The organism is Psychrobacillus faecigallinarum (assembly GCF_014836595.1).
Classification (GTDB): domain Bacteria; phylum Bacillota; class Bacilli; order Bacillales_A; family Planococcaceae; genus Psychrobacillus; species Psychrobacillus faecigallinarum.
On record NZ_JACSQO010000005.1, the window covers coordinates 155,845 to 177,569 of the forward strand.

A 21,725-nucleotide genomic window follows, 5' to 3' on the forward strand; every position below is an offset into this window, starting at 1 on the left:
AGTCGTTAAATACATAAAAAAAGGGGGATATCATGCAATCACGTATAGCAGTTCTTGGCTCTACAAACTTTATAGAACGCTTGAAGCATTTCGAACATGAGATGCCTTTTATCCGATTGGATTATTATCACTATAATACTCCAAAAGAGGCGAAGGAACTAGTAAAAAATATAAAACCATGCGCTGCTGTATTTTTCTCTGGTTCGCTCCCCTACCTATATGCAAAAAAAGAGAGAGAGCTCTTGCCTGTACCTTCCTATTATTTAAAGCAGGATAGTACTTCTGTTGCTACTACATTATTAGCAACTTGTCATACACCTATTCATCAAATTTCCATGGACTTAATAGAACCAAGACTTGTAGAAAGCGTCTTACAGGATATCAACCAAACAGCTGCAGTTCCCTTTCTTATGCAAATTGATCCTGCATTCTCTTTAGAAGAGGTGGTGTCTTTTCATATTAACCTACAAAATGCCGGAAAAACAAAGCTTGCAATTACTTCTGTCCACGCTGTTTATGAATCTTTGATGCAAAGTGGAATACCTGTCGTTCGAATGATTGACCCAAAAAACTCTATTTTAAAAGCGATTGAAGAAACCAATTCATTAGCAATTCTCGCAAAAAGTGAAGCCTCCAAAATTGCCGTTTGCTCTATTTTGCTAGACCAGGAGGACTCTAGTTCAGCAACCTCCTTGAATAAAGTAACAAATTCCATAGACGCTTCGATTGTTAAAGTCGATGACCTGCTTTATATGCTTTTCACTACTCAAGGAAAGGTTCAACTTGCCTTGGAGAGCAACGTGGTGAATAGCTGGTTCGACCTTTTTAGCACCCCCGTCCGCATTGCCTTTGGGTATGGCACGACAGTGTTAGAAGCTAGTGAAAACGCTAAGGATGCCTTAAGACATGCTACAAAAAACAATATCTATCTAATGAACCAGGAAAAACAACTAACTGGTCCACTCCTTCAGAATGAAACTAAAATCGACTTAAGAACGAACGATCCTAGGCTTGTTTTAGTAGCCAAAGAGACAAAATTAAGCCCGGCTAATCTTTCTAAAATTATGCAATTTAGTCGCATCCACCATTCCGTCGAGTTTACTGCACACGATTTAGAAGTCTTTTTAAAGGTCAGCAGGCGAACAACTGAAAGGATTCTTAAAAAGTTGTCGGATCACGGTTATGCATCCATCGTTGGTGAAGAAATGACCTATCAGCAGGGGCGACCTCGAGCGGTATATGAATTTAACTTTCCTACCTATTAAATATAAAGCCTGCTGAGTTCTAGGTAATTTTTGCTGAACGGTCATAAATTTTTTTATCCGGTCATAAATCTTTTCTATCCGGTCATAAAAAGCTTTTTGGCATTAAAAAGCCACTTAAAAAGAAAAGGAAAGCTCAGCTTATCACTGAACTTTCCTTTTTTATGCTTCTGCAATCTCTTTGTTTAAAATCTCTTGCTTTTCTTCCTCAGAGATTTTTACAATGGAGAAACCTACTGCTGCATAGATAATAGATAGAATTGGCACTGTATAGTTTAATATTGCATATGGTGCATATTCAAAAGCTCCTACCCCTAGTGTCCCTAATATGAAAACACCACAAGTGTTCCAAGGTATAAATACCGATGTCAAAGTTCCTCCATCCTCTAAAGCTCGTGATAAGTTTTTAGAGTGCAGTCCCATATTCGTGTACGCTTTAGAAAACATTCTAGCTGGTACAACGATCGAGATGTATTGCTCTGAACAAGTAGCATTCGTTGTAAAACAAGCTAATATAGTAGCAGCTACCATAGAAAATGCTGTCTTTGCAAGCTTTAAAATCTGATTCATAATAGACTGAAGCATCCCTGAAAACTCAAGTATCCCACCAAAGGTCATTGCAACAATCGTCATTGACACCGTGTACATCATAGAATCTAACCCACCACGGTTAAAGAGTTCATCTACCATTGCGTTACCTGTTTCAATAACGTATCCACTTTGAAGAGCACTAACAGCTGAAGCCACGTCTCCTCCTTGAACAAAAATCTGAGATAGGAATCCTAGTAAAATACCAACTACTAAAGCTGGAATAGCAGGTACCTTTAGAGCAACTAATACAATTACTGCTAACGGAATTAGCAATAACCACGGTGATATAACAAAGCTTTGATCAAGCACGCCTATTGTTTGCTGTATGCTTTCCTGATCAATGCTGCTGTTTTTATATTTCATTCCTAATAGACCATAAGCTACTAACGCAATAACTGCTGCGGGTATAGTAGTGTAAAACATATGTCGAATATGTACGAATAAATCTGTTCCTGTAAGACCAGCCGCTAGATTGGTTGTATCGGACAACGGTGACATTTTGTCTCCAAAATAAGCTCCAGAGATAACTGCTCCAGCTATCATAGCAGCCGGAATTCCCATACTTAAACCGATTCCCATACCTGCAACCCCAATTGTCCCCATCGTGGACCAAGAGCTACCAATTGCAAGCGATACTATCATACAAATCACACAAATTGTAACTAAGAAGAAAGCTGGCGTTATGATTTTTAGTCCGAAATAAATCATCGTAGCAACTACACCACCGCCGATCCATGCTCCTATGATAAGACCTACCAATATAATGATGACTACCGCTGGAAGCGCTAGTTTAATCCCCTTGTACATCATTTCCTCGACTTCATCCCATTTAAAGCCATGTTTCCAAGCAACAAATGCTGCTATGATTGTACCAACTATTAACGGAATGTGAGGCCCTTGCTCCAACTTAACTACAGTAATAATCATTGTTAAAATCATTACTAATAAAGGCGTGATCGCCCATATCAAGGACATTTCTTTTTTCTCTAATGGTTTCTTTTCTTCTACCATACCAATTCACCCCTTCGCGACTTGTTCAATAATTTACAATTGTCGTTTATTAGTCGCTATTAGGGATATATTAATCTTTTATTAAAATTACGTCAATCTTTTTTAGCAATTTTTAAAAGCGCTTTCATAAGCACTTGAGCACCGATATAGAGGGCTTTGCGATCAAAAGTCATATGAGGATGATGAAGACCAGGAGAAAGGTCTGCTCCTATGCCAATCATTGCAGCCTTTAATTTCGGCTGTCTAATCGTATAAAAATGGAAATCATCACTACCAGATGTGATTACCTCTTCTGCTAGGTTCTCTGTTCCAATCGCTTCAATGATACCTTCTCTAGCTATTGAAGCGGCTTCTTTTGAAACTTCTGCTCCAGGAGTAATATCTTGCCACTCCCATTCTATTTCTATATCAAAAAGCCCTTGAAGAGAAAGTAAGTGTTTCTCAATTTGCTCTTTCATTTGTTTAAGCACATTGTTTTTTTGAGCACGTGCATCGATCGAGAAGCTTGCTGTACCAGGGATAATATTGGAACTTTCCCCACCAGCCTGTATTTTAGTCAGTTTTGCAGAGTATGCCTCAAAAGGAGAAAAGTATAGGTTTTTTAAAGATTGATGGATTGCAACTGCTACATCAATCGCATTCTTTCCTTGATGAGGTCGAGCTCCATGTGCATCAATCCCTTTAATTTTCCCTTCAAGGAACATTGCTGCACCGTGGTGGATCGCTGGTGCCACCTTACCAAAAGGTAGCTCTTCCACGGGTCTTAAATGCACTCCAAAGAGATGGGTAACATCCTCTAGTGCCCCTCTGTCAATCATAGAATTCGCACCATTTCCCTTTTCCTCCGCAGGCTGGAATATAAAGCGAATACGTTTATCCAGCTTTGCATCCTTCAATAAAAGAAGAGCTCCTAAAACCATAGAAATATTCGCATCATGACCACAAGAATGATTTGCTTGGTATATTCCATCTACCTCCTGCCATAATGCATCGATATCTGCACGAATTGCAATCACTTCTTCTCCCTCGCCTATTTCTGCCAAGAGACCTGTTACATCTTCAAAACGTCGGTAAGGAACATCTAGTGAATCAAGGATTTCAGCAATTTTATTGGTTGTTTCGAATTCCTTCCAGCTTACTTCCGGATATTTATGAAAATGTTCAAACCACTCTAATATTTGAGATTCTACCTGCATCTTTTCTCGCTCTCCCTTTACTGTTAATGTATGTATAGACCCCTATTGAGTCTTTATTTTATAATTTCGCAGACTCTGCCTATTTGACCGTCCGTCAATCTTACTTTTATGCCGTGTGGATGAAAGGTTGAATTTGTTAAAATATCTTGAACTACTCCCTTTGTTTTATTGCCTGAGCGCTGATCCTTTTTTAAAATTATATACACTTCTAGTCCTGCATGAATATCTTTTCTATTTTGTCCGTTCATATAATTCACCTCTTTTTGTATCGTACCACTTTCATGCTGTGCTTACATCCATTTGTTTAATACTATATAAATTGTAGAAAAATAATTCCTATCCCTTAGCGGTTTTAAACATCACTCAACTACAAATCACTGGTAATTGTCGCTACGTTTTTGGAAACATCCCAAGTCTAGGCATAAGGCTGTCATATGAGATATTCTCAACATACATATAATTTAGCTAATAATCAAAAAATCCTCCCTATAAAAAGGAGGAAAATGATTAGTTGTACTGCTTCTCTACATACTCTGGTAACACGAAGCTCTGAACCAAAGCGCTCTAATTTTGTTATCCCTATAGGAATCTTATTACATACTACTAGGCAAATTTTTTCAATATATTATTTATGTTGTTGCTTCAACCACTCTATTGCCACATTCGCATGTAAACTAGCACCATATTTAAAGATTTCTTCCTTTTGTTGCATGCGTGGATTATAAACCGGTGCCTCTCCTTCTTTACCTGTCCCTAAAATAAGAAATGCAGACTGTACAGATTGAGAAATATAAGAGAAATCTTCTGAACCACTCATTATATTTCTATGTTTAAACATTCTGATCTTTCCATAAATGAAGAAACAAAAGAAAAATACTCTTTTAAAGAGCTTATAATTCCAAATGGAGAAGCATTTTTACTAAAGTATAATAACAATCCTTTAACCTTAAAAAAAGGAGATGTTGTTTCCTTCCATGTAGCGCAAAATCAGCGCTACACCACAGAGGATGAAAATGTTTATAGAACGGGTATAGGATACTACGGCTGGGAGAGGAAGGTCGATCAACTATGGTGCCATTGAGCCCATCCGTTAGTCTGACTCCAACGACCACGGTGCATCACAGACTGTCGCACTCTATATGAGTAGCACTCATGGGAGATTAATCCTACTCTGGTTATTGCACCAGCCTGCCTTTATTCTTACAAGAATATGGAGTTGATTCTTGATTTACCTTTTAACTTAATATAAACATTCTAAGGCTCAGCTTTTTTTTAAAAAAGCAATTTCTGAGTCTCTTTTGTTATACATTTTTGTATATTTTGAGCATTTTTTAATTTTCATGGGAGTTGAATTACAAATGATTATTCTACATTATTAAGCCAGTCAACTAATTTTGAAATTATTTCTGCATAATACTTGATTTCCTTTATTGTTCCTACTACTTGTGTCGTACCCATCTTTTGTTCTTCTCCGTCTGTGCATTCAATCCACAAAGAACGCTTTAAATTGTATTCAAGCCATCCTAATTTTCCTAAATAACCATTTTCTAATACAGTAGACCAATTTGCCTGAGTTTCTCCGTTTCTCTTTTTATATCCATTTATAAAAGCAAAAAATCTTTCTTTAACTATGTTTTCTGTCTTATCTTTAGACCAGTATAGTGCAGTTTCAATTAAATCGTGCATTGGATTAACATAACCAGCGGACTCCCTATCAATTATAACTGGATTATCTTTATTCCATAAGACATTTTTGGGGTCTAAATCCCTATGACTAATAACTAAATTTGTTGAAAGTACTCTATTTGCTTTGTATGCTAAAGTACTCCACTCATAAAGTTTATCAACAATTTCAAGTAGAGATTCAACCCATTCAGCATTACTTTTTTGTCCTTGTTGAATGTAATATTCCCAGTTTACGGACTGTTCATTGTTGCCCAAATCTTTCTTTAATTGAAGTTCCGAAAAATCTGTACCATGGATGTCAGCGAGGATAGAACCTATTTTTTCACTATGACTACTATTAATTACACTTGATTCAAGAGTTATACTCTCTATCCAATCGAAAACAATATAGAATTGACTATCTATAGTTTGAATAAAATTTCCATAAATTATTTTAGCTGGAACAGCAGGTACTTTCTTTGACACCAAATTTGCAACCCTCTCTGAATTAATATAATTCATCATTGCATCTGGTCTTAACATAATTTGAGGATTTAAGATTTTTACGGCATATTTTCCTTTATCTGTTTCAATAGCATACGTCTTATGTAAAAGACCGCCTGATATTGATACTGGAACCCCAATTATTTCACCAAGTTGGGATTCATCACTTAACTTTTTAAATAATTGATTATTAACCATATCTCTACCCCTTATAATCTTTTATTAAAATAAACTGCCCCATTAATTCAATAAGAAAAAAGGCTTTACTTCTTCTTGAAGTAAAGCACCCGTTAGCCATCCATGTAGCGCAAAACCAGCGCTACACCACAGAGAATGAAAATGTGAAAAACGGGTATAGGATACTATGGCTGGCGAAGAAGGTCGATCAACTATGGTGCCATTGAGCCCATCCGTTAGTCTGACTCCAACGACCACGGTGCATCACAGACTGTCGCACTCTATATGAGTAGCACTCATGGGAGATTAATCCTACTCTGGTTATTGCACCAGCCTGCCTTTATTCTTACAAGAATATGGAGTTGATTCTTGATTTACCTTTTAACTTAATATAAACATTCTAAGGCTCAGCTTTTTTTAAAAATCTTATTCTGAGTCTCTTTTGTTATGCATTTTTGTATATTTTGAGCATTTTTTAATTTTCATGGGAGTTGAATAAGATTTTTTTAGTCAGAGATGATGATTACATTTTCTGCAACTTGCTCTTGGTCGGTAGAATTTGGGTTTTCAATTAAATCAAAGGATACTTTTTGACCTTGTTTAAGGAATATGAACCCATTCGGAAATCTTTCTTTATCAGGTAAAATCGAACTGAAATGAACAAAAACATGATTTCCATCCTCACCGTCAAGCATAATACGACCATAACCCTTTTCTTCTTTAAACCATTTAACAATTCCCTCTCGTTTCATATCTGTTCGACCTCCAATTCATTTTTTTACTCAACTAAACTGCCGCGCTAGTTAACTAAGAAAAAAGGCTTTACTCCTTCTTAAAGCACCAGTTAGTATCAATTTCTACCCCAATACCTTTCAATTTCATTTGAGGCTTTCCTCGTCTCTGAACCCATATACTTATAAGCTTTTTTTAATAGCTTTTTAGAGTCGCCAAGTTGTGCAAGTATAGTAACGCTTAGTAATTCTTTAACTTCATCATCTCCTGAAGTTGCCATCAGTTCAAGATAATCAAATAATTCCTTTATCTTTGGTATATCCTTCTCTTTTCCAATGAGTTCATTAAAATAATTGCTGCATTCACCAAAGAAGACATGATTTAGGATTTCACCATTAAATTCAATATGTTCTTGTAAGTAACGCTTGTACTCTTCAAATTCATCTGTAAAGTGTATTGCTAAGTCTTTATATTCCATTTTTTCTCCTGTTGCTGAACAATTGTATTTATAATTTCTTATTCAACTAAACTGCTGCTTTAGTTGAATAACATATTACCCGCTATGAATTTCAAAGCAAAAACATCCAAATGGTAAATGTTCTTCTTTTAACTCCATTTCTGATTTTGCTATTTTCATCATCCTAGGTAAAATATCCCTTAAGGAGTCCTTATATTCTTCAAGTGCCTTTTGATATGAAACAATATCGTTATGTTTACATAATGGATATAGTATGGCACCTAGCTTCACATCATTAAGTGCTCTAGGGGTATCTATTGGTTCAAGACAATCTAAGATATGCATCTTTTGGTCCTGCTCATCAAACCAATCTCTACATTCTATATAAAACATGAATTCCTCGAATTCAATTTGCATATCTACTTCCTCATTTATATAGAATGGTGTAATCCTAATGTATTCGGTAGTTGAATCAGAACTAATAATCTCATCTAATATTCCTTTTAACTCAGTAATGGTTGGGTAACGTCTATATTTTCCATTGTAGTAAACAGTGTTATTGTAAACTATTTCGTTAATTTCCCCTTTATCTTTCCCTATTATTTTCATCGCCTCCTTTATTACATATTTAAGCCCACTTCTTATTGAAGTAAAGCACCACGTTAGTTTAAGTACATTCCTTCACAAACTTTTTTATTCACTCTTGCAAATAATGGATCTTTATAAGTGTTTTTATTTATAAAACAAAGGATTATCAAATTATATTATAGAATAATGTAAAAGAGGTGTGTCTCTTCCCATGAAAGGATAGTGTGAGTGCTAATGATAAATGAAGAATGGAAAGAAGCCTATGGTCAGTATGACATTCCAAACGAAATTCACCTTTTGCATCAATTAGAAAATGAATTAAGGAACGAAGGACTATCACTTAGTCAAATTGCTTTTCAACCAATTAATCTATTCGATCCATATTCGATTACCCCTCCTGATTTGATTCCTTTTGCTAGTACTGGTGGCGATGGTATTCATTTCGGTTTTTTAACAGATTTTCATTCAGTTTCGAATTTAAGCGAAGCACCAATCGTATGTGTTTCGCCAACCAATGATCCTCCCCTGCGATATATGGCACGAAACATTCGAGAGTTTTTAAACTTAGTCTATTCTGTTCCTTATGCTGAAATGCTCGAAACCATGTGGAACTACGATGATGAAAAACAAGTAATTGGACTGGTAAAGGAATTCGAGAAATACACCTCAAGTAATTGGGAGGAAAATCGTAAGTCTATACTAACGCGTTATCAGCAAGTTTTTGGAACGAAGAAATTGGAGGTATTGAGCTATTTCCATGAAGTGAAAAAAGACAGGGCTGAATCCATCCATATGACTACATTGGATGGACTTGGGGTCCTTTGTGCAAAACCATCTATACAATCAAAACAGCACTTCAATTTCCCTCAAAATCGCAATTGCGATGAATCGGAAGTGGTGAAGATGAAATCTTTTTTGGATCAATCTAATGAATTGGAAAAACTTGCATTTGTTCGTGACGCGAATTATTGGTACATCGTGACGTCAGGTTACCATGAAGCAGTCTGGGAATTGATCCTAGAATTACTGACATCATTGAAGCTAAAAGATGAAGTGGAACGTGTTTCTGAAAGGTGCTAAGCACATTAAGAATCGTAAATATTGAGACATTATTACCTATGATAAAAAGCCTGAGAAAACTTCAGGCTTTTTACTTTAAATAATAAACCAAAAAGGTAATTCGTTATTCAACTAAACTGTTGCTTTAGTTCAATAAGAAAAAAAGCTTTACTCCTTCTTGAAGTAAAGCACCTCGTTAGTTTAAGTACATTATTTCACAAACTCCTATGTTGGTTGATTCAAATTATGTGCTGCTTTTAATTAAAAACAGCAACTTTGTTATGCCATACTTAGTAATTAAATCAGATTATTCATCTCTTTTAAAAAGTAATCAAGCCACTCATTTTGAGGAGAAACAATCTGCGGCAAATTATCTAATTGAGACCAAAATAATTTAAACGTATGATTATCCGTCTCAATTTCCCATTCATTAAACTCACTGTTTGATTGTAGATGATAAAATTGTCTTGTTATTTTTATTGCTAAATTTGTTTCTTCTACCCAACCAGTTATCTGATAAGATATGTAATTCGGCTCCGGATATTTATCTCCTTCTTTATAAGAAATTTGTACAAATTCCCCATGTTTTCGTTCATGAAGTACAGTGATACCTCTTCTAATTTCTGCCCATTGGAAACTTGACGTGTCTGGTTTTGAATATATTTTAGCATTATTAAAAATGATATATTTTCCTTCTAAGTTTTGTTCCTGACTCCCAATGGCTTTACATTTAACGAATTCTTTAAGACCAGTTTCTTCAATTGCTTCTCTAATAGCTGCTTGATAAGAGTCCTCATTAATTTCTACTGTGCCTGCTGGTATTTGAATACCTGCACTGGGATGTTGTATTAAAAGAAGTTCTAGTTTGTTATCGATTTTTCTAGTAATAAAGCATGTAACCTTTCCTAATACTTTTTCCATAGTCTCCTCCATAAAAATATAAATTGGGTTAAACACTATTGAGCTAAACTGCTTCGTTAGTTGAACAATATAAAAGAGACGTCTATACAGCTCATTGATCTTGAACAAAGGATTTAAGGTCTTTTTCTTTTTTTAGATAAATTTATTATTAAAAGAATAATAGCAAGTGCGAAAATTAAAATAAACCCGACTATGCTAAGTATAAAAATTAGTCCAGGAAATCCTATGTTGTTCATAATAACACCTCCTCATAATGCAGAAACCACTACTATAACAACTACTTCGTCACTAGTCTAAACAACACCTGCTTATTGAACTAACCTGCTTCGTTAGTTTGATAAGAAAAAGGCTTTACTCCTTCTTAAAGTAAAGCACCCGCTAGTTCAACAAGGATAGTTTTAAATAGTCTTCAGGGGAGGATGACCTTTTTGAGCTGTTCTTTCGTTGATAAACTAATATCATTTGTACCAACCAAAAAAGAATATCCGTGTGAAATCACTTCTGTTAGAGTGTCACTTGGACCTAATTCGAATATAGGATACTGTACCGAGACTTTACCCTTCAATTCATCTCTATCCTGTATCTTAAATCTTATTTCCTTTGATGAATTAGTTATAAAGAAATCATCTAAGGTTAATTTCCATCCAACATCGTCTAGTATAATATCCAGTTCATCTATCGAATGAACCTCGTCAATTCTGTACCTAAGCCTTTTGTCATCATTGTCTAAATCATCCACTTCTCTTACAAAGTTATGGATAACCTTTATAGGGAAACAGTTATAGTTTTTCCAGAAGTCAGATAAAGTTGTTCCATATTCTCCGTCAACACTATACATATATTCTGGTTCTTTTGTACAATCACAAGCCCAAAAATCTATACGGTTATTTATATACACCGTTCGGTCATTAATATTAACCATATTACTTTCTCCCTCCTATTTAGTGCTTCAACTTCTTATTTTCCTTTTCATTATTCCTTTTTCTTATTCAACTAACCTGCTTCGTTAGTTTAAGTGAAAACCTTCACAATCTTATTCAAATCTTAACATAACCATCCAATTTGTTCCTATCTGTTTTTAAATAAATTAATAATTGAAAGCTCGGATCTCCTGACATCCTTTTCTCCACCTCGGTTGAAAACTACCCTTTTTTCCTTTAATTCATCCTATTTGCTCGATATTCCGGCATTTTTGCGTTCATCCTTCTTTCAACAACATTAACTCCTAACTAAAACGACCAAAACCCTGTCATATAAGGGTATTGGCCGTTTTAAGTACAGCAGGTTATTTGAGTTAATTACGATTATACGAATTGTTTGTAAACCTAATAAAATTATTTGAAGTTTCCCCTATTTCGTCTTTCACTTATTTCTAAAAGGATAATAGTCAGTATTCTGTTAACATTAAAACGTCGAAATTGGACAGAAAAAAATCCTGTGTGTAAAATTATTGTTCTTTTTTCATTAAGTCCGGAAATTATTGCCTCAAAATTGGACAAAAATTTCTAGACTTTTTAAAATACTTTATATATCGTGTAAATTATTCAAATGTAATTGTATCTCCAATAATAAATGTTTCACTCTGAGAACCGTCGCCATTTGTCCACTCAACAACTATCTCTGATTCATTAAATATTTCTTTAATATCCTCTTCACTTAATCCTTTTGAATAAAAAGTCAGCTCATATTGATATTCAGCAAAACTCTCCTCAGAGTTATCTTGTGAAGTACCCTTCCCTCCCCAATAACGCTTTATTTGGTCATGATTATCTAATACACCGCTCCAATTATCAAACATTTCAATTTTTCTTTCTGTATCACTTTTATGCTCCATATAGAAATTGAAAGTAAGTTTTTTAAAGTCTTCTTTTTTTGATTCGCTGTATTCAACTGGTCGCCCTAAGGTATTGAAATCTTCTTCTGTTAAGTTAGAAATTACCGTTCCAATTGTGATTTCAGGTTCTGCATTGTTACAAGCGGTTAATATGCTGCAGATCCCTATTAGTATGATTATGAGCCTCTTCATAACTATTTCCCCTTTGAATTTAGTTATTACATATTTTTTATTATAGTTTATCAGTATCCCTCTTCACATAATATTCATTTATGAATATTATAAACAATTAAATGTTCTAAAAATTATAATATTTTTATAGAGGTTAAAAACAATTATAAAGGAGCTGAAGATTTTGAAGAAGAAAAATTTATTGTTTGCATTATCTCCATTTATTTTAGGCCTATCTATAATGGGTAGCTCTACTACCGAAGCTAGTAGCATTTCTGAGAAGGAATATGAACAGAAAACTGAAGTTCAATTATCAAATATTTTTAATGAGACTAGCTTATCTTCTTTAGATTTAAAAGGCACTAATCTTACCAAATCAATTGCCCAACTATCTGACGAAGAGTTTGATCGTTTTATGTATAATGTCGTTAAAAACAACGATGAAAGTACCGATACTTTAACAAAAAAACTCGATGAAGTTGGAGTTGAATTTGCAATTAAACCTAAAGGGAACGAAGGAATCTCAATTAATGCTGTTAAGTCTAATGATGTGACTTTAACTGCTTATTCTTCAAAACGTTCTGGAGATTCTTATTATCGCATCAGTGGAATGTGGGATGCATCAATTGGAGAAGTTTATTCTGCAACAGAAGATCCAGTTTCTATTGAATGGGACCCAAGTGCCGCTACATATTATGGCTCAGCGGGAGATAACAACGTATCTTCAGTTTCAGATGTAGGGCAAAAAGGTCAGGGAATAGTTATGTTCACAGTTGTTGACGATGGTCAGTTTGATGGATACGCAACTGTATATGTAACTAAAAAATCATCTTCACAATTATTCTATGGTATTAAATATATTCATTCTTACTCAACTTTTAATGCTGATGTCGGTGGCGAAGCAGGTATTAACTTCGAAAGAGGTGGAATTACAGGTGGGTTTACCTTTAATATCCAACAAAAAACAAACGTTGTTACATGGCAAAAATGGGACGACAATACCCTATACTATTAAGTAATTTATGGCATATAACCTTAACCTCTATTAGTTCCAGGTGTACAATAACTCCCTTTAATTTGTTAGAAAAATATATTCATATTTTTCTCTAGCTATTAGAGGGAGTTATTACGAATATATTACTTTGTAAAGGGCAAGATAAGAATAACCCTCTAAATTTTGGATATTACAATGTTAATTCTAATTTAAGTGCTTCCAGCAACTTCTCCTCTTCTAATACCTCGACAATGTTTAACCCTTTCTTAATCCATTGTTTACCTTGTTCCTCACTCCCAGTTCGTTCCATGCAAATTCCTTTACGAATGTAACATATAGCAAGCGGAATATAAGCATTTAATTGTTTGCATTTGGGTTCTATATTTAAGATCTCTGTTAATGCCTCTGAGTATTTTTTATTAGAAATATATAGATATGATAGGTTAAGTATTATGTTTATTGACATACGATCGATGTTTTGGAAGTTTTTATACCGGTCAATACTTTTTTGTATAAAATTCCTTGTTTCCATTATTGTTTCTAATGGAAATATAAACATAATTGCATTAAAAAGATAGATGTCGGAAATATATAGTTGTTCCATTTTTTTTAATCTATCCCAAATCTCAAAAGCAGGTATACGAGCTTGCTCAATGTCATTGTCGTTATTCAAGTGAATCAATGCACTACATAACGTTCTAATGTCTTTTATATCCTCATCGTATCTACTATTTAGAATTAGTTCACATTCATTATAAATTTCTTTTAATTTTAAATTACTGTTATAAGGGGCATAAAAAAATTTAATTAATAGTTTCCTTTTATCTGAATAACTATAACCATTTTTGATAAATTCAAATTCCTCTAAATCCAACCCGACTTTATCAAGAATCATCATAAATGAGGTAGCTCTTATTTCAATTGCATCTACCTCAAACTTCGAATAATTACTTTGTGAAATATGAGCACTTTTAGCTATTTCTGCTTGGGTAAATCCTTTGGAAGTTCTTATTTTTTTTATTAATTTACCTAACATGTACCAATCCCCTCCACTAATATACTTATTAAATTGGTTTTGTATGTTATTCAATTATGAATATTTTGGTAGATTCATTATATTTTACCCTATTTTTGAAAATAGGAGGTGAAAATTATATGGATCAAATCGTAACGATATTAGTTTGGTTAACAGGAGTAGGATTTTGAATTCTTAATTTTGAAAAACTATAAGAGATAGCTCTTTTTCTATTAAATAATACGGCCCTATCTGGGGCCTTTTTGTTTGGTATAAAATATACAAAAATACACCTCACTTGTGACATAGTGTGCATGTCAGTATGAGATGTATTAGCAGTGTTCAATTAATTTAAGAAAGTTTTGAAAAATAAAAATAAGAATGTTCATATTTGATTAGCGGGCATCAAAAAAACCGTATTGTACCAATAAAACAATAGGCACCCTTTGTTAATTTTGTATAGTGACCAAAGTCTTCAGAGCCACGGAAAGCCTCATCTAATTCAATTAATTCTATGTTTTTGGATTTTGCAGCTAAGCGAATCTTATCGGCACTTTCTTTATGGTTTATAGTTTCTGGGAATTCGTCGTTATAAGAGAAACTTACTTTTAACCCGTGTTCTACACCTTGAGCTTTCGCGAAGTTTTCAAGATTTTCTTGAAGTTGTTCCAACTCTTCTTCGTATAGAGCTCGAATTGTTATTCGAAGATCTCCTTTAGAAGCTGCAATACCAAAAGCTTTTTCACCAACATCAATTTGTACGACCGTGCATAAAACAAGACCTTTGCTTTTTTCTGGAGATGTAAATTCGGAAATTGCTTTGATAATATTAGCAAAAGCTAAAGATGGATTGGTACCAGTTTCTGGCTGACTTGCATGGGCAGGAGAACCTTCCAAATGTATCGTCATCCCTTTTGAAGCACAAAAACTTGTACCATCAATAATCCCAACAGCCTTATAAGATAATCCACTCATATTATGGTAAGCAAAAATTTCATCAATATTGTGTTCCTTAATTAATTCTACGCATTGAATAGCACCATCTCCAGTCTCTTCAGCAGGCTGGAAAAGAAAGAAAATATTTTTGTCTGCACCCTTCTCATTAATTTCAAGTGCAAATCCTGCTAATGTTGCAGCATGACCATCATGTCCACATTTATGTGCTTTTCCGGGAAATTGAGAAGCCCAAGGAAGATCAATGACCTCATCCATTGGTAGTGCATCATAATCTGCACGGAATGCAATGCTAGGCTTATCTAAGCCGGCACGATAAACCGCATAGAACCAATTTCCTTTATCTACGATTTCTAGTTTTGTATACGCTTTCAAAAAATCTATTAAATATTTTTTTGTCCAAACCTCCTCGTTAGAGAGCTCTGGATGCTGATGTAATGTATGTCGTAATTTTTTCGCTAGTTCAAAGTTTTTTTGAATCAATTATCCCATCTCCTTTAAATACATCTTCGTTTCAAAAGCAAAAGTAACCATTATAATATATTTATGCATATTGTATATTAAATTCATTTTCTCTTATTGTATATTATATTTTATGTTTTTAATTTTTACAATAAAATAATTATTTACATTATTTGAAGTAATGTTTATAAATCAAACCCTTACATAATACAAAAGGATTCGGAATAAGTTCATTCCGAATCCTTTTGTATTTGACCATTAACTGTCACATAAAAAAATAGACAGACTCAATTGACTTGAGTTGTCTACTGTCCTTTATATTTTCTACAATGGTATTATCTCCACTTTATCTGTATCCCAATGTACTTCTTTTATATACCTTTCTAATTCACCTAACTCACCATTTTTAAAAAGCTCCAACATCTTTCTATGTTCATCGTTCGTCACTAAGAGCCTTTTTTTCAGCTCTTCCTTGTCTTCAAAATGATAAACGCTCTTTAAAAATCTTTTTTCTGATTTTAATAGAAGGCTTACAAGGCTTTTGTTTGGACACACCGAAAGATAGACATTATGAAAAGCTTCCTGCATTTTATGATACATTTGGAAATTTTCCGTATTTATTGCTAGTTCAATACTCTGTATATAGAAATCCATTTCCTTCATGTGGTTCTCAGTCAAGAGCGGTGCTGAAAGTGAAGCAGCTAAGCCATCCAATGCACCAATAATAAAATACGTTTCTTTCGCTTCTTCCTTTGTAAGTTTTTTTATCACGAACCCTTTTCTTGGCACATTATCTAATAGACCTTCGGAAGAAAGCTGTATAAGTGCCTCTCTAACTGGAGTTCTACTAACCTTTAAACTTTCACTAATCGCGGTTTCATTTACTTTACTATTGGCGATTAATTCTCCATTGTTAATCTTTTCTACTATATAATTATAAACGTGGTCTTTTAAAGATAAATATTCTGTCATAAAAATACTCCTTGCATTATTTAATATATAAACTAAAACGTATGAATTTGAACTTGGAGCGTGTATAGGATAATTATTAATCTGTATTCTTAAGTAAATAATAACGAGTTACCTAAAAGCCTACTTTAGATTAATTAACCTAAGCTTTTTAGGATAGGTTCTTACTTAATAATCTATCATTGTTGAGTATGGAATATGAAGTATTTAACTATTATTGTACATCAATTGGAAAAATTAAGCTTTACTTTTAACACTAGTTTGCAATAGACCCTCTGCTTAGATGTTATTCTTTTTTACACGCTATTTTCCAAAGTTATTGTATGTTTAAAGCTAAATGAATAATTTTACTTCGGAGGTGGCTGGTTCTTTCTAATCATCTATTAAGCCTCTTTGCAGTTATGTTCTTTGGAAAAAGCTAGAGTTCATGCTATACTGTGAAAGAATTTTTTATTACAAAAGGAGTGTTTTATAATGGCGAAAAAAGGTTATTTCCTTATGGAATCTGGGGACAAAATTGAATTTGAATTATATCCAAACGAAGCACCAAACACAGTAGCAAACTTTGAAGAATTAGCTAACAGTGGTTTTTACAACGGTGTAGTATTCCACCGTGTTATTCCTGGCTTTGTAAGCCAAGGTGGAGATCCAACTGGTACGGGCATGGGCGGAAGCGGCAAAACAATCAAATGTGAAACTGCTGGAAACCCACACAAACACGAAGCAGGTAGCCTTTCTATGGCTCATGCAGGAAAAGACACTGGCTCAAGCCAATTCTTCATCGTGCACGAACCACAACCACATCTAAACGGTGTTCACACTGTTTTCGGTAAAGTAACAAGCGGTTTAGAAGCTGCAAAAGCTATGAAAAATGGCGATAAAATGGAAAAAGTTGAAGTGTTTGACGAAGAGTAAGTAAATAACAGACAACTGTTTAGGCTTTGGAATTTTTGTTCCAAAGCCTACATTTTTACTAGTTATTTGATGTATGGGAACAGATACAAAAAATGAACATCTCTGTGATTTTTATTCCATACGTTCTCTTTCCCCCAGCAAGATCCTTCTGCACCATTCTTTTTTCTATTTCATATACATAATTATCTCTACCCCACCAAGTACTTCGTTTAGGAGGTTTTAGCATGAAGGATTTTCATTGCTGTGCAACTTGTATTCATTTCATCAGTGAAAAAACGAAAAATGGAATGTTTTATAAATGCAAACGGTTGGGCTTTCAAACTGCGCCCACATATAAATTTAATTGTTGGAACCCGAAAGAAAACGTTCGAAAGCTGATGGAAAAGGAAAATCAATAGATGCCTATATTTAAAAGTGAACGACTGCTACCAGTTACCATAAATTAATGGCCGAATAGAGAATCCTTAATTGGCTCTTATTAAACTTCCGAGAGCCTGCTTTGTAATATCATATTTTAGACAACGTTATTTAACTCCTCCATAGCTCCAATCTATAGATTTTGATTCTACACACAAAGTTCTTCATTAATCACTAAAAATAAATATCATTTTGTAACATATTTACTTTCATAGTTATAATTGTTTGTTTTTAAAATAAATGGTCGTTATATTACAATAAAATAACAATAAGAATATAAATTTGTATATTTATTCCTTTCCATTATTTTTGTTGATATAATCATATACATAAAAAGTCATAGTCGGAGGTGTACCTATGTTTCTTATTACCCGTCAATCAAATGGTACAACAGAGACCTTGAAAAATTCCAATAGCCAATTAGATAAATCTTTTACGAACTATGAAGATGCACATAACTTCGTCCAAAAGCTAAATCAAAATATTATTCCATCTAAACATTGGACGGTTACAGAAAATATGAAAGAGGCGAAGAACGAACAGTTATAATAACTGCTCGTTTTTTTATTTTCATTTTTTTCTTCTATTTTAAAAAAATATGGAGAACTACCACATATTCCTCAGTCTAACCATAATTCCCCACATAAAATAAGATAACTCTTAGCGAGGAGGTGTTAATAATGAGTTATTCAAATTATTGTGGCGGCTATGGTGGTGGTAATACTGGCGGATATGGCGGTTACTGTGGCAACACTGGCGGTAACGTTGGTGGAGTCGGCTTCGGATCAGGATTCGCTTTATTAGTAGTATTATTTATTCTTTTAATTATCGTAATTGGTACTTTTGGATATGGTAACGGCGGCGGTAATGTTGGCGGTGAATCCTGCTAAGTAAGGATTCCTGTACCTCCTAGTTATTTCGTTTTCATTCATGAGACGGGCTTATAGCCTGTCTCTATTTACATAAAGTATAATTGTTATAAACGAAGGGGATTCCTATATCCTTTGTCTCTTTGTATATGCGCAATATAAAAATAATCCCTAGAGCATTTTATACTCTAGGGACATCGTTTTATAGAAGAAACGAAATTGCAAGAATGAGTAGAATGGGACCTAAAATAAATAACCAGGCTAATGGTCTTGCAAAGTTAATGGACCAACCGACTCCAAAGCGTTTTTCCACAAAAATGCTAGGATCGTCTTTGTTAATATAGAAAATACCGCCCTTCCAAAACTGATCATCGTCTACAGATGTAATATGACGATTTACTTCTGCTTCATCCTCTACTACTTTTATACGTGAACCACCTTGCCCAATTTTTATTGTAAAAATAGCAACGCTAGCAAAAGCAAGTACCAAGAATCCAAGTGGGAGGACAAGCATAACTATCGAGGAGGCTATTTCAGGATGAATGGTTTGTAACTGAAAATACCCCATCATCAAAGTAATCCCTACCGACATGACAAAAGAAAGCCAACTTGAATATTTTCGAAATGCTAGCTGCTGCTTTACAGAAGTTTTTTTGTTTCGAGGGCTTATACTTGTTCCTGACAATTTAATCCCCTCGCTTGTAAATAAAAACATTCCCTGAACAACCAATAATATCAATGGAAGAGAAATGGCAGTAAAATAACTTTTCTTACTAAATGCATCTGCTTCCCCTGTTGGACCCCAATGAGTAGGAATCAATTCCGGCATCTGTGGATATTTCATAATTGTATAAACGATAAGTCCGATTGTTACAACCATTGGGACGATAAATGCCATTTTTGGAAGTAATTGAAGCTTTTCATGGAATTTCAAATCCACTACTCTCACTTCGTTTTTATCAGAGTACCAACGACGTTCCTCTTTTAACTTCTTCATTCTGGTATGCATGATAAAGTAATAAGCGATACTCAAAAAAAGAACAACAAATTGAATCCCCACACTAACAAGGGCAAGAGTCTCCTCTGCAGGCTTTTGACTGATCGCCCATACTAGATAGACCGCAAAGATAGCTAAGCCAACCGAGAGAACGACTCCGGTATATCTTTTTTTTAGTAGAATTATTTCCTTATCCTTTGCATGCTGATCTGGAACATTTATACCGAAGATGAGTGTTGGCTTTAAAAATACCGGAATGAATGCCTGTAATATCGTAATAAATAATAGAATAAATCCAAATAACAATAAAATCATCATTACCCCTCCTTAATATGTTGAACAAGCTCTCTTACCATCACAACCATTTCTTCCTCTGAAAGCTGTAATACCATTCCCTCCGCTAATAATGGGCGAATCTGTTCTGCAAGTAATTGCTGTTGTAGTTGTGTTGCTTTTTCCATTCCTTTTGGCCGCACAATGACCCCAGATTTCGGGACAATTTGAATGAAGTCCTTTTCTTCTAAAAGGTGATACGCTTTGTTAACTGTATGCATATTCATCCCCAAATCTGCTGCAAAACTTCTTACAGATGGTAGAGAATCCCCTGGCTTTAACTCACCCCTAGCCATGCCTTCTATCAATTGTTGAGCTAACTGTAAATAGATCGGTACGGATGAATTTGGTTTTATCTCTATAAACATATTATGCCTCCTATTTACGTTGTTCTATTAATATTATAACACACTGTTCTATGTATAGTATATCAAAAATAATTGAGCATTATCCTGTGTTAGTTGGATGGTTCCTGGTTGTTTTACGACAATTGATCACTGGTTTACTACAATTGGAGCTTATTTTACGACAATCAGACACTAGATTACTACAATCAACCGGTAGTTTACTACAATCCCATTCTATGGCGAACGCTTCCGCCTGGTTTACTACAATCAGAGCTTACTTTACGACAATTAGCCACTAGATTACTACAATCAACCGATAGTTTACTACAATCCACTCCTAAGATGAGCGCTCTCGACCAACTTTCCTGCATTTCACTTAGCTTATTTCCGCATAAAAATAAAGCCGCCAAGGTCGCTTAAGGACCTTGACGGCTTTATATAATTGATTAGGCTTTAACTGCTAAGTCTACTAAACGTTGAGCAGAAGCTTTTACTTCTTCCATACCTGAAGAAATGATTTCTTGTGCTTTGTCAGGCATTGCGTTATGACCTTCAATAATTACTTCATCAATAATTTGCATACCGAAAACTCCACCAAATACTGCGCGCATGTAGTTTACAGCCATTTCCATTGGTGCTGCCTCAGGTGTAGAGTAAATACCACCGCGAGCGTTTAGGAAGATTGCTTTTTTATCTGTCATCAATTGAATCATGTTGCCTTGCGCATCATATTTAAATGCAAAGCCTGCAGCATATACATAATCAATGAAAGTTTGTAATTTAGCTGGAATAGTTAGATTCCATAATGGGAATGCAAATACTACAACATCTGCAGCAGTTAATAAATCCATTGCTTTTTGTTTAGCTGATAACAAGCGAGATTCAACATCAGTTAACTCTCCACCATTTTGTACTTTACCGAAAGCATTGAAAAGATCTTGTCCAAAGTATGGAGTGTCTTCTTCATATACGTCATAAACAGTTACGTTTACGTCTTTACCTTCAAGCTCAGCCATGAATGTTTCATACATTTTACTTGAAATTGCCTCTGTTGCTGGACGATTATTTGCTTTTACTACTAATACGTTCATTTTAAAACTCCTCTATATATCTATATGTTTTTTTAGGTTTTATTTATCTCACTTTCGAGACTTCTCTATATTATATTAATATAAGGTGACTGTCAAAAAGTTAGCTCATGTTAGTTATTTGATCATTACAATAGATTTCTCCAGAATATTTGCAGCTATACCAAATAAATTATTCTTATTTTTCATCCATTTGG

General features: G+C 34.4%; 24 protein-coding genes. 7 read left to right on the plus strand and 17 right to left on the minus strand.

Going from position 1 to position 21,725, the window contains the following annotated elements; genetic code table 11:
* Positions 1-32 precede the first annotated feature (32 nt).
* Positions 33-1,265 carry a transcriptional regulator gene (locus H9650_RS11855; RefSeq protein ID WP_151111754.1) on the plus strand — a complete coding sequence of 411 codons (1,233 nt, stop codon included), beginning with the start codon at positions 33-35 and terminating at the stop codon, positions 1,263-1,265.
* Between the two features lie 159 nt (positions 1,266-1,424).
* Here H9650_RS11855 and nhaC read toward each other — a convergent pair whose 3' ends face one another.
* From nhaC to H9650_RS11895, 8 genes are all read right to left on the minus strand, one after another.
* Positions 1,425-2,864, minus strand: a complete 1,440-nt coding sequence (gene nhaC, locus H9650_RS11860) for a Na+/H+ antiporter NhaC (RefSeq protein WP_144538303.1) — start codon at positions 2,862-2,864, stop codon at positions 1,425-1,427.
* A 92-nt stretch (positions 2,865-2,956) separates the two neighbouring features.
* Complete coding sequence (locus tag H9650_RS11865) at positions 2,957-4,060, minus strand: amidohydrolase (protein WP_191697317.1); 1,104 nt, start codon at positions 4,058-4,060, stop codon at positions 2,957-2,959.
* A gap of 53 nt (positions 4,061-4,113) precedes the next feature.
* Positions 4,114-4,308: a YwbE family protein gene (locus tag H9650_RS11870; RefSeq protein WP_151111760.1), complete on the minus strand. Its 195-nt coding sequence runs from the start codon at positions 4,306-4,308 to the stop codon at positions 4,114-4,116.
* A 377-nt stretch (positions 4,309-4,685) separates the two neighbouring features.
* The gene (locus H9650_RS11875) at positions 4,686-4,898 is read right to left on the minus strand and encodes a hypothetical protein (RefSeq protein WP_191697318.1); all 213 of its coding nucleotides are present in this window, start codon (positions 4,896-4,898) and stop codon (positions 4,686-4,688) included.
* Positions 4,899-5,422: 524 nt separating this feature from the next.
* Positions 5,423-6,427 carry an aminoglycoside phosphotransferase family protein gene (locus tag H9650_RS11880; RefSeq protein ID WP_191697319.1) on the minus strand — a complete coding sequence of 335 codons (1,005 nt, stop codon included), beginning with the start codon at positions 6,425-6,427 and terminating at the stop codon, positions 5,423-5,425.
* A gap of 485 nt (positions 6,428-6,912) precedes the next feature.
* Entirely contained in the window at positions 6,913-7,158 is a 246-nt protein-coding gene (locus tag H9650_RS11885; protein ID WP_154311934.1) for a cold-shock protein, read from the minus strand.
* A gap of 98 nt (positions 7,159-7,256) precedes the next feature.
* Complete coding sequence (locus tag H9650_RS11890; RefSeq protein ID WP_191697320.1) at positions 7,257-7,616, minus strand: DUF7674 family protein; 360 nt, start codon at positions 7,614-7,616, stop codon at positions 7,257-7,259.
* A gap of 75 nt (positions 7,617-7,691) precedes the next feature.
* Positions 7,692-8,204 carry a hypothetical protein gene (locus H9650_RS11895; RefSeq protein ID WP_191697321.1) on the minus strand — a complete coding sequence of 171 codons (513 nt, stop codon included), beginning with the start codon at positions 8,202-8,204 and terminating at the stop codon, positions 7,692-7,694.
* A 207-nt stretch (positions 8,205-8,411) separates the two neighbouring features.
* Between H9650_RS11895 and H9650_RS11900 the strand changes: the two genes are divergently transcribed.
* Positions 8,412-9,263, plus strand: coding sequence for a hypothetical protein (locus H9650_RS11900; RefSeq protein WP_151112170.1), 852 nt, complete (start codon positions 8,412-8,414; stop codon positions 9,261-9,263).
* A 276-nt stretch (positions 9,264-9,539) separates the two neighbouring features.
* Here H9650_RS11900 and H9650_RS11905 read toward each other — a convergent pair whose 3' ends face one another.
* From H9650_RS11905 to H9650_RS11915, 3 genes are all read right to left on the minus strand, one after another.
* On the minus strand, positions 9,540-10,163 hold the full coding sequence (locus H9650_RS11905) for an NUDIX domain-containing protein (protein ID WP_191697322.1): 624 nt from the start codon (positions 10,161-10,163) through the stop codon (positions 9,540-9,542).
* 409 nt (positions 10,164-10,572) lie between these two features.
* Complete coding sequence (locus H9650_RS11910; protein ID WP_191697323.1) at positions 10,573-11,085, minus strand: hypothetical protein; 513 nt, start codon at positions 11,083-11,085, stop codon at positions 10,573-10,575.
* Between the two features lie 618 nt (positions 11,086-11,703).
* On the minus strand, positions 11,704-12,189 hold the full coding sequence (locus H9650_RS11915; protein ID WP_151111770.1) for a hypothetical protein: 486 nt from the start codon (positions 12,187-12,189) through the stop codon (positions 11,704-11,706).
* A 181-nt stretch (positions 12,190-12,370) separates the two neighbouring features.
* Between H9650_RS11915 and H9650_RS11920 the strand changes: the two genes are divergently transcribed.
* Positions 12,371-13,183 (plus strand): hypothetical protein, encoded by an 813-nt coding sequence (locus tag H9650_RS11920; RefSeq protein ID WP_191697324.1) that lies wholly within the window; start codon positions 12,371-12,373, stop codon positions 13,181-13,183.
* A gap of 169 nt (positions 13,184-13,352) precedes the next feature.
* Here H9650_RS11920 and H9650_RS11925 read toward each other — a convergent pair whose 3' ends face one another.
* From H9650_RS11925 to H9650_RS11935, 3 genes are all read right to left on the minus strand, one after another.
* Positions 13,353-14,198, minus strand: a complete 846-nt coding sequence (locus H9650_RS11925) for a helix-turn-helix domain-containing protein (RefSeq protein WP_154311937.1) — start codon at positions 14,196-14,198, stop codon at positions 13,353-13,355.
* A gap of 384 nt (positions 14,199-14,582) precedes the next feature.
* Positions 14,583-15,614, minus strand: a complete 1,032-nt coding sequence (locus tag H9650_RS11930) for a M20 metallopeptidase family protein (protein WP_151111778.1) — start codon at positions 15,612-15,614, stop codon at positions 14,583-14,585.
* Positions 15,615-15,917: 303 nt separating this feature from the next.
* Positions 15,918-16,565 carry a GntR family transcriptional regulator gene (locus H9650_RS11935; protein WP_151111780.1) on the minus strand — a complete coding sequence of 216 codons (648 nt, stop codon included), beginning with the start codon at positions 16,563-16,565 and terminating at the stop codon, positions 15,918-15,920.
* A 471-nt stretch (positions 16,566-17,036) separates the two neighbouring features.
* Between H9650_RS11935 and H9650_RS11940 the strand changes: the two genes are divergently transcribed.
* The 4 genes from H9650_RS11940 (at position 17,037) to H9650_RS11955 (ending at position 18,784) form a co-directional block, all read left to right on the plus strand.
* Positions 17,037-17,477 (plus strand): peptidylprolyl isomerase, encoded by a 441-nt coding sequence (locus H9650_RS11940; protein ID WP_144538301.1) that lies wholly within the window; start codon positions 17,037-17,039, stop codon positions 17,475-17,477.
* 224 nt (positions 17,478-17,701) lie between these two features.
* The gene (locus tag H9650_RS11945; RefSeq protein WP_186318151.1) at positions 17,702-17,875 is read left to right on the plus strand and encodes a hypothetical protein; all 174 of its coding nucleotides are present in this window, start codon (positions 17,702-17,704) and stop codon (positions 17,873-17,875) included.
* A gap of 376 nt (positions 17,876-18,251) precedes the next feature.
* Entirely contained in the window at positions 18,252-18,443 is a 192-nt protein-coding gene (locus H9650_RS11950; RefSeq protein ID WP_144538300.1) for a hypothetical protein, read from the plus strand.
* A 131-nt stretch (positions 18,444-18,574) separates the two neighbouring features.
* Positions 18,575-18,784 (plus strand): YjcZ family sporulation protein, encoded by a 210-nt coding sequence (locus tag H9650_RS11955; RefSeq protein ID WP_144538299.1) that lies wholly within the window; start codon positions 18,575-18,577, stop codon positions 18,782-18,784.
* Positions 18,785-18,965: 181 nt separating this feature from the next.
* Here the strand turns inward: H9650_RS11955 and H9650_RS11960 are convergent, their stop codons facing one another.
* From H9650_RS11960 to H9650_RS11970, 3 genes are all read right to left on the minus strand, one after another.
* Positions 18,966-20,075, minus strand: a complete 1,110-nt coding sequence (locus H9650_RS11960; protein WP_186318150.1) for a DUF1648 domain-containing protein — start codon at positions 20,073-20,075, stop codon at positions 18,966-18,968.
* A gap of 2 nt (positions 20,076-20,077) precedes the next feature.
* Positions 20,078-20,461, minus strand: a complete 384-nt coding sequence (locus tag H9650_RS11965) for a GntR family transcriptional regulator (RefSeq protein WP_144538297.1) — start codon at positions 20,459-20,461, stop codon at positions 20,078-20,080.
* Positions 20,462-20,886: 425 nt separating this feature from the next.
* Positions 20,887-21,531 (minus strand): FMN-dependent NADH-azoreductase, encoded by a 645-nt coding sequence (locus H9650_RS11970; RefSeq protein WP_144538295.1) that lies wholly within the window; start codon positions 21,529-21,531, stop codon positions 20,887-20,889.
* Positions 21,532-21,725 lie beyond the last annotated feature (194 nt).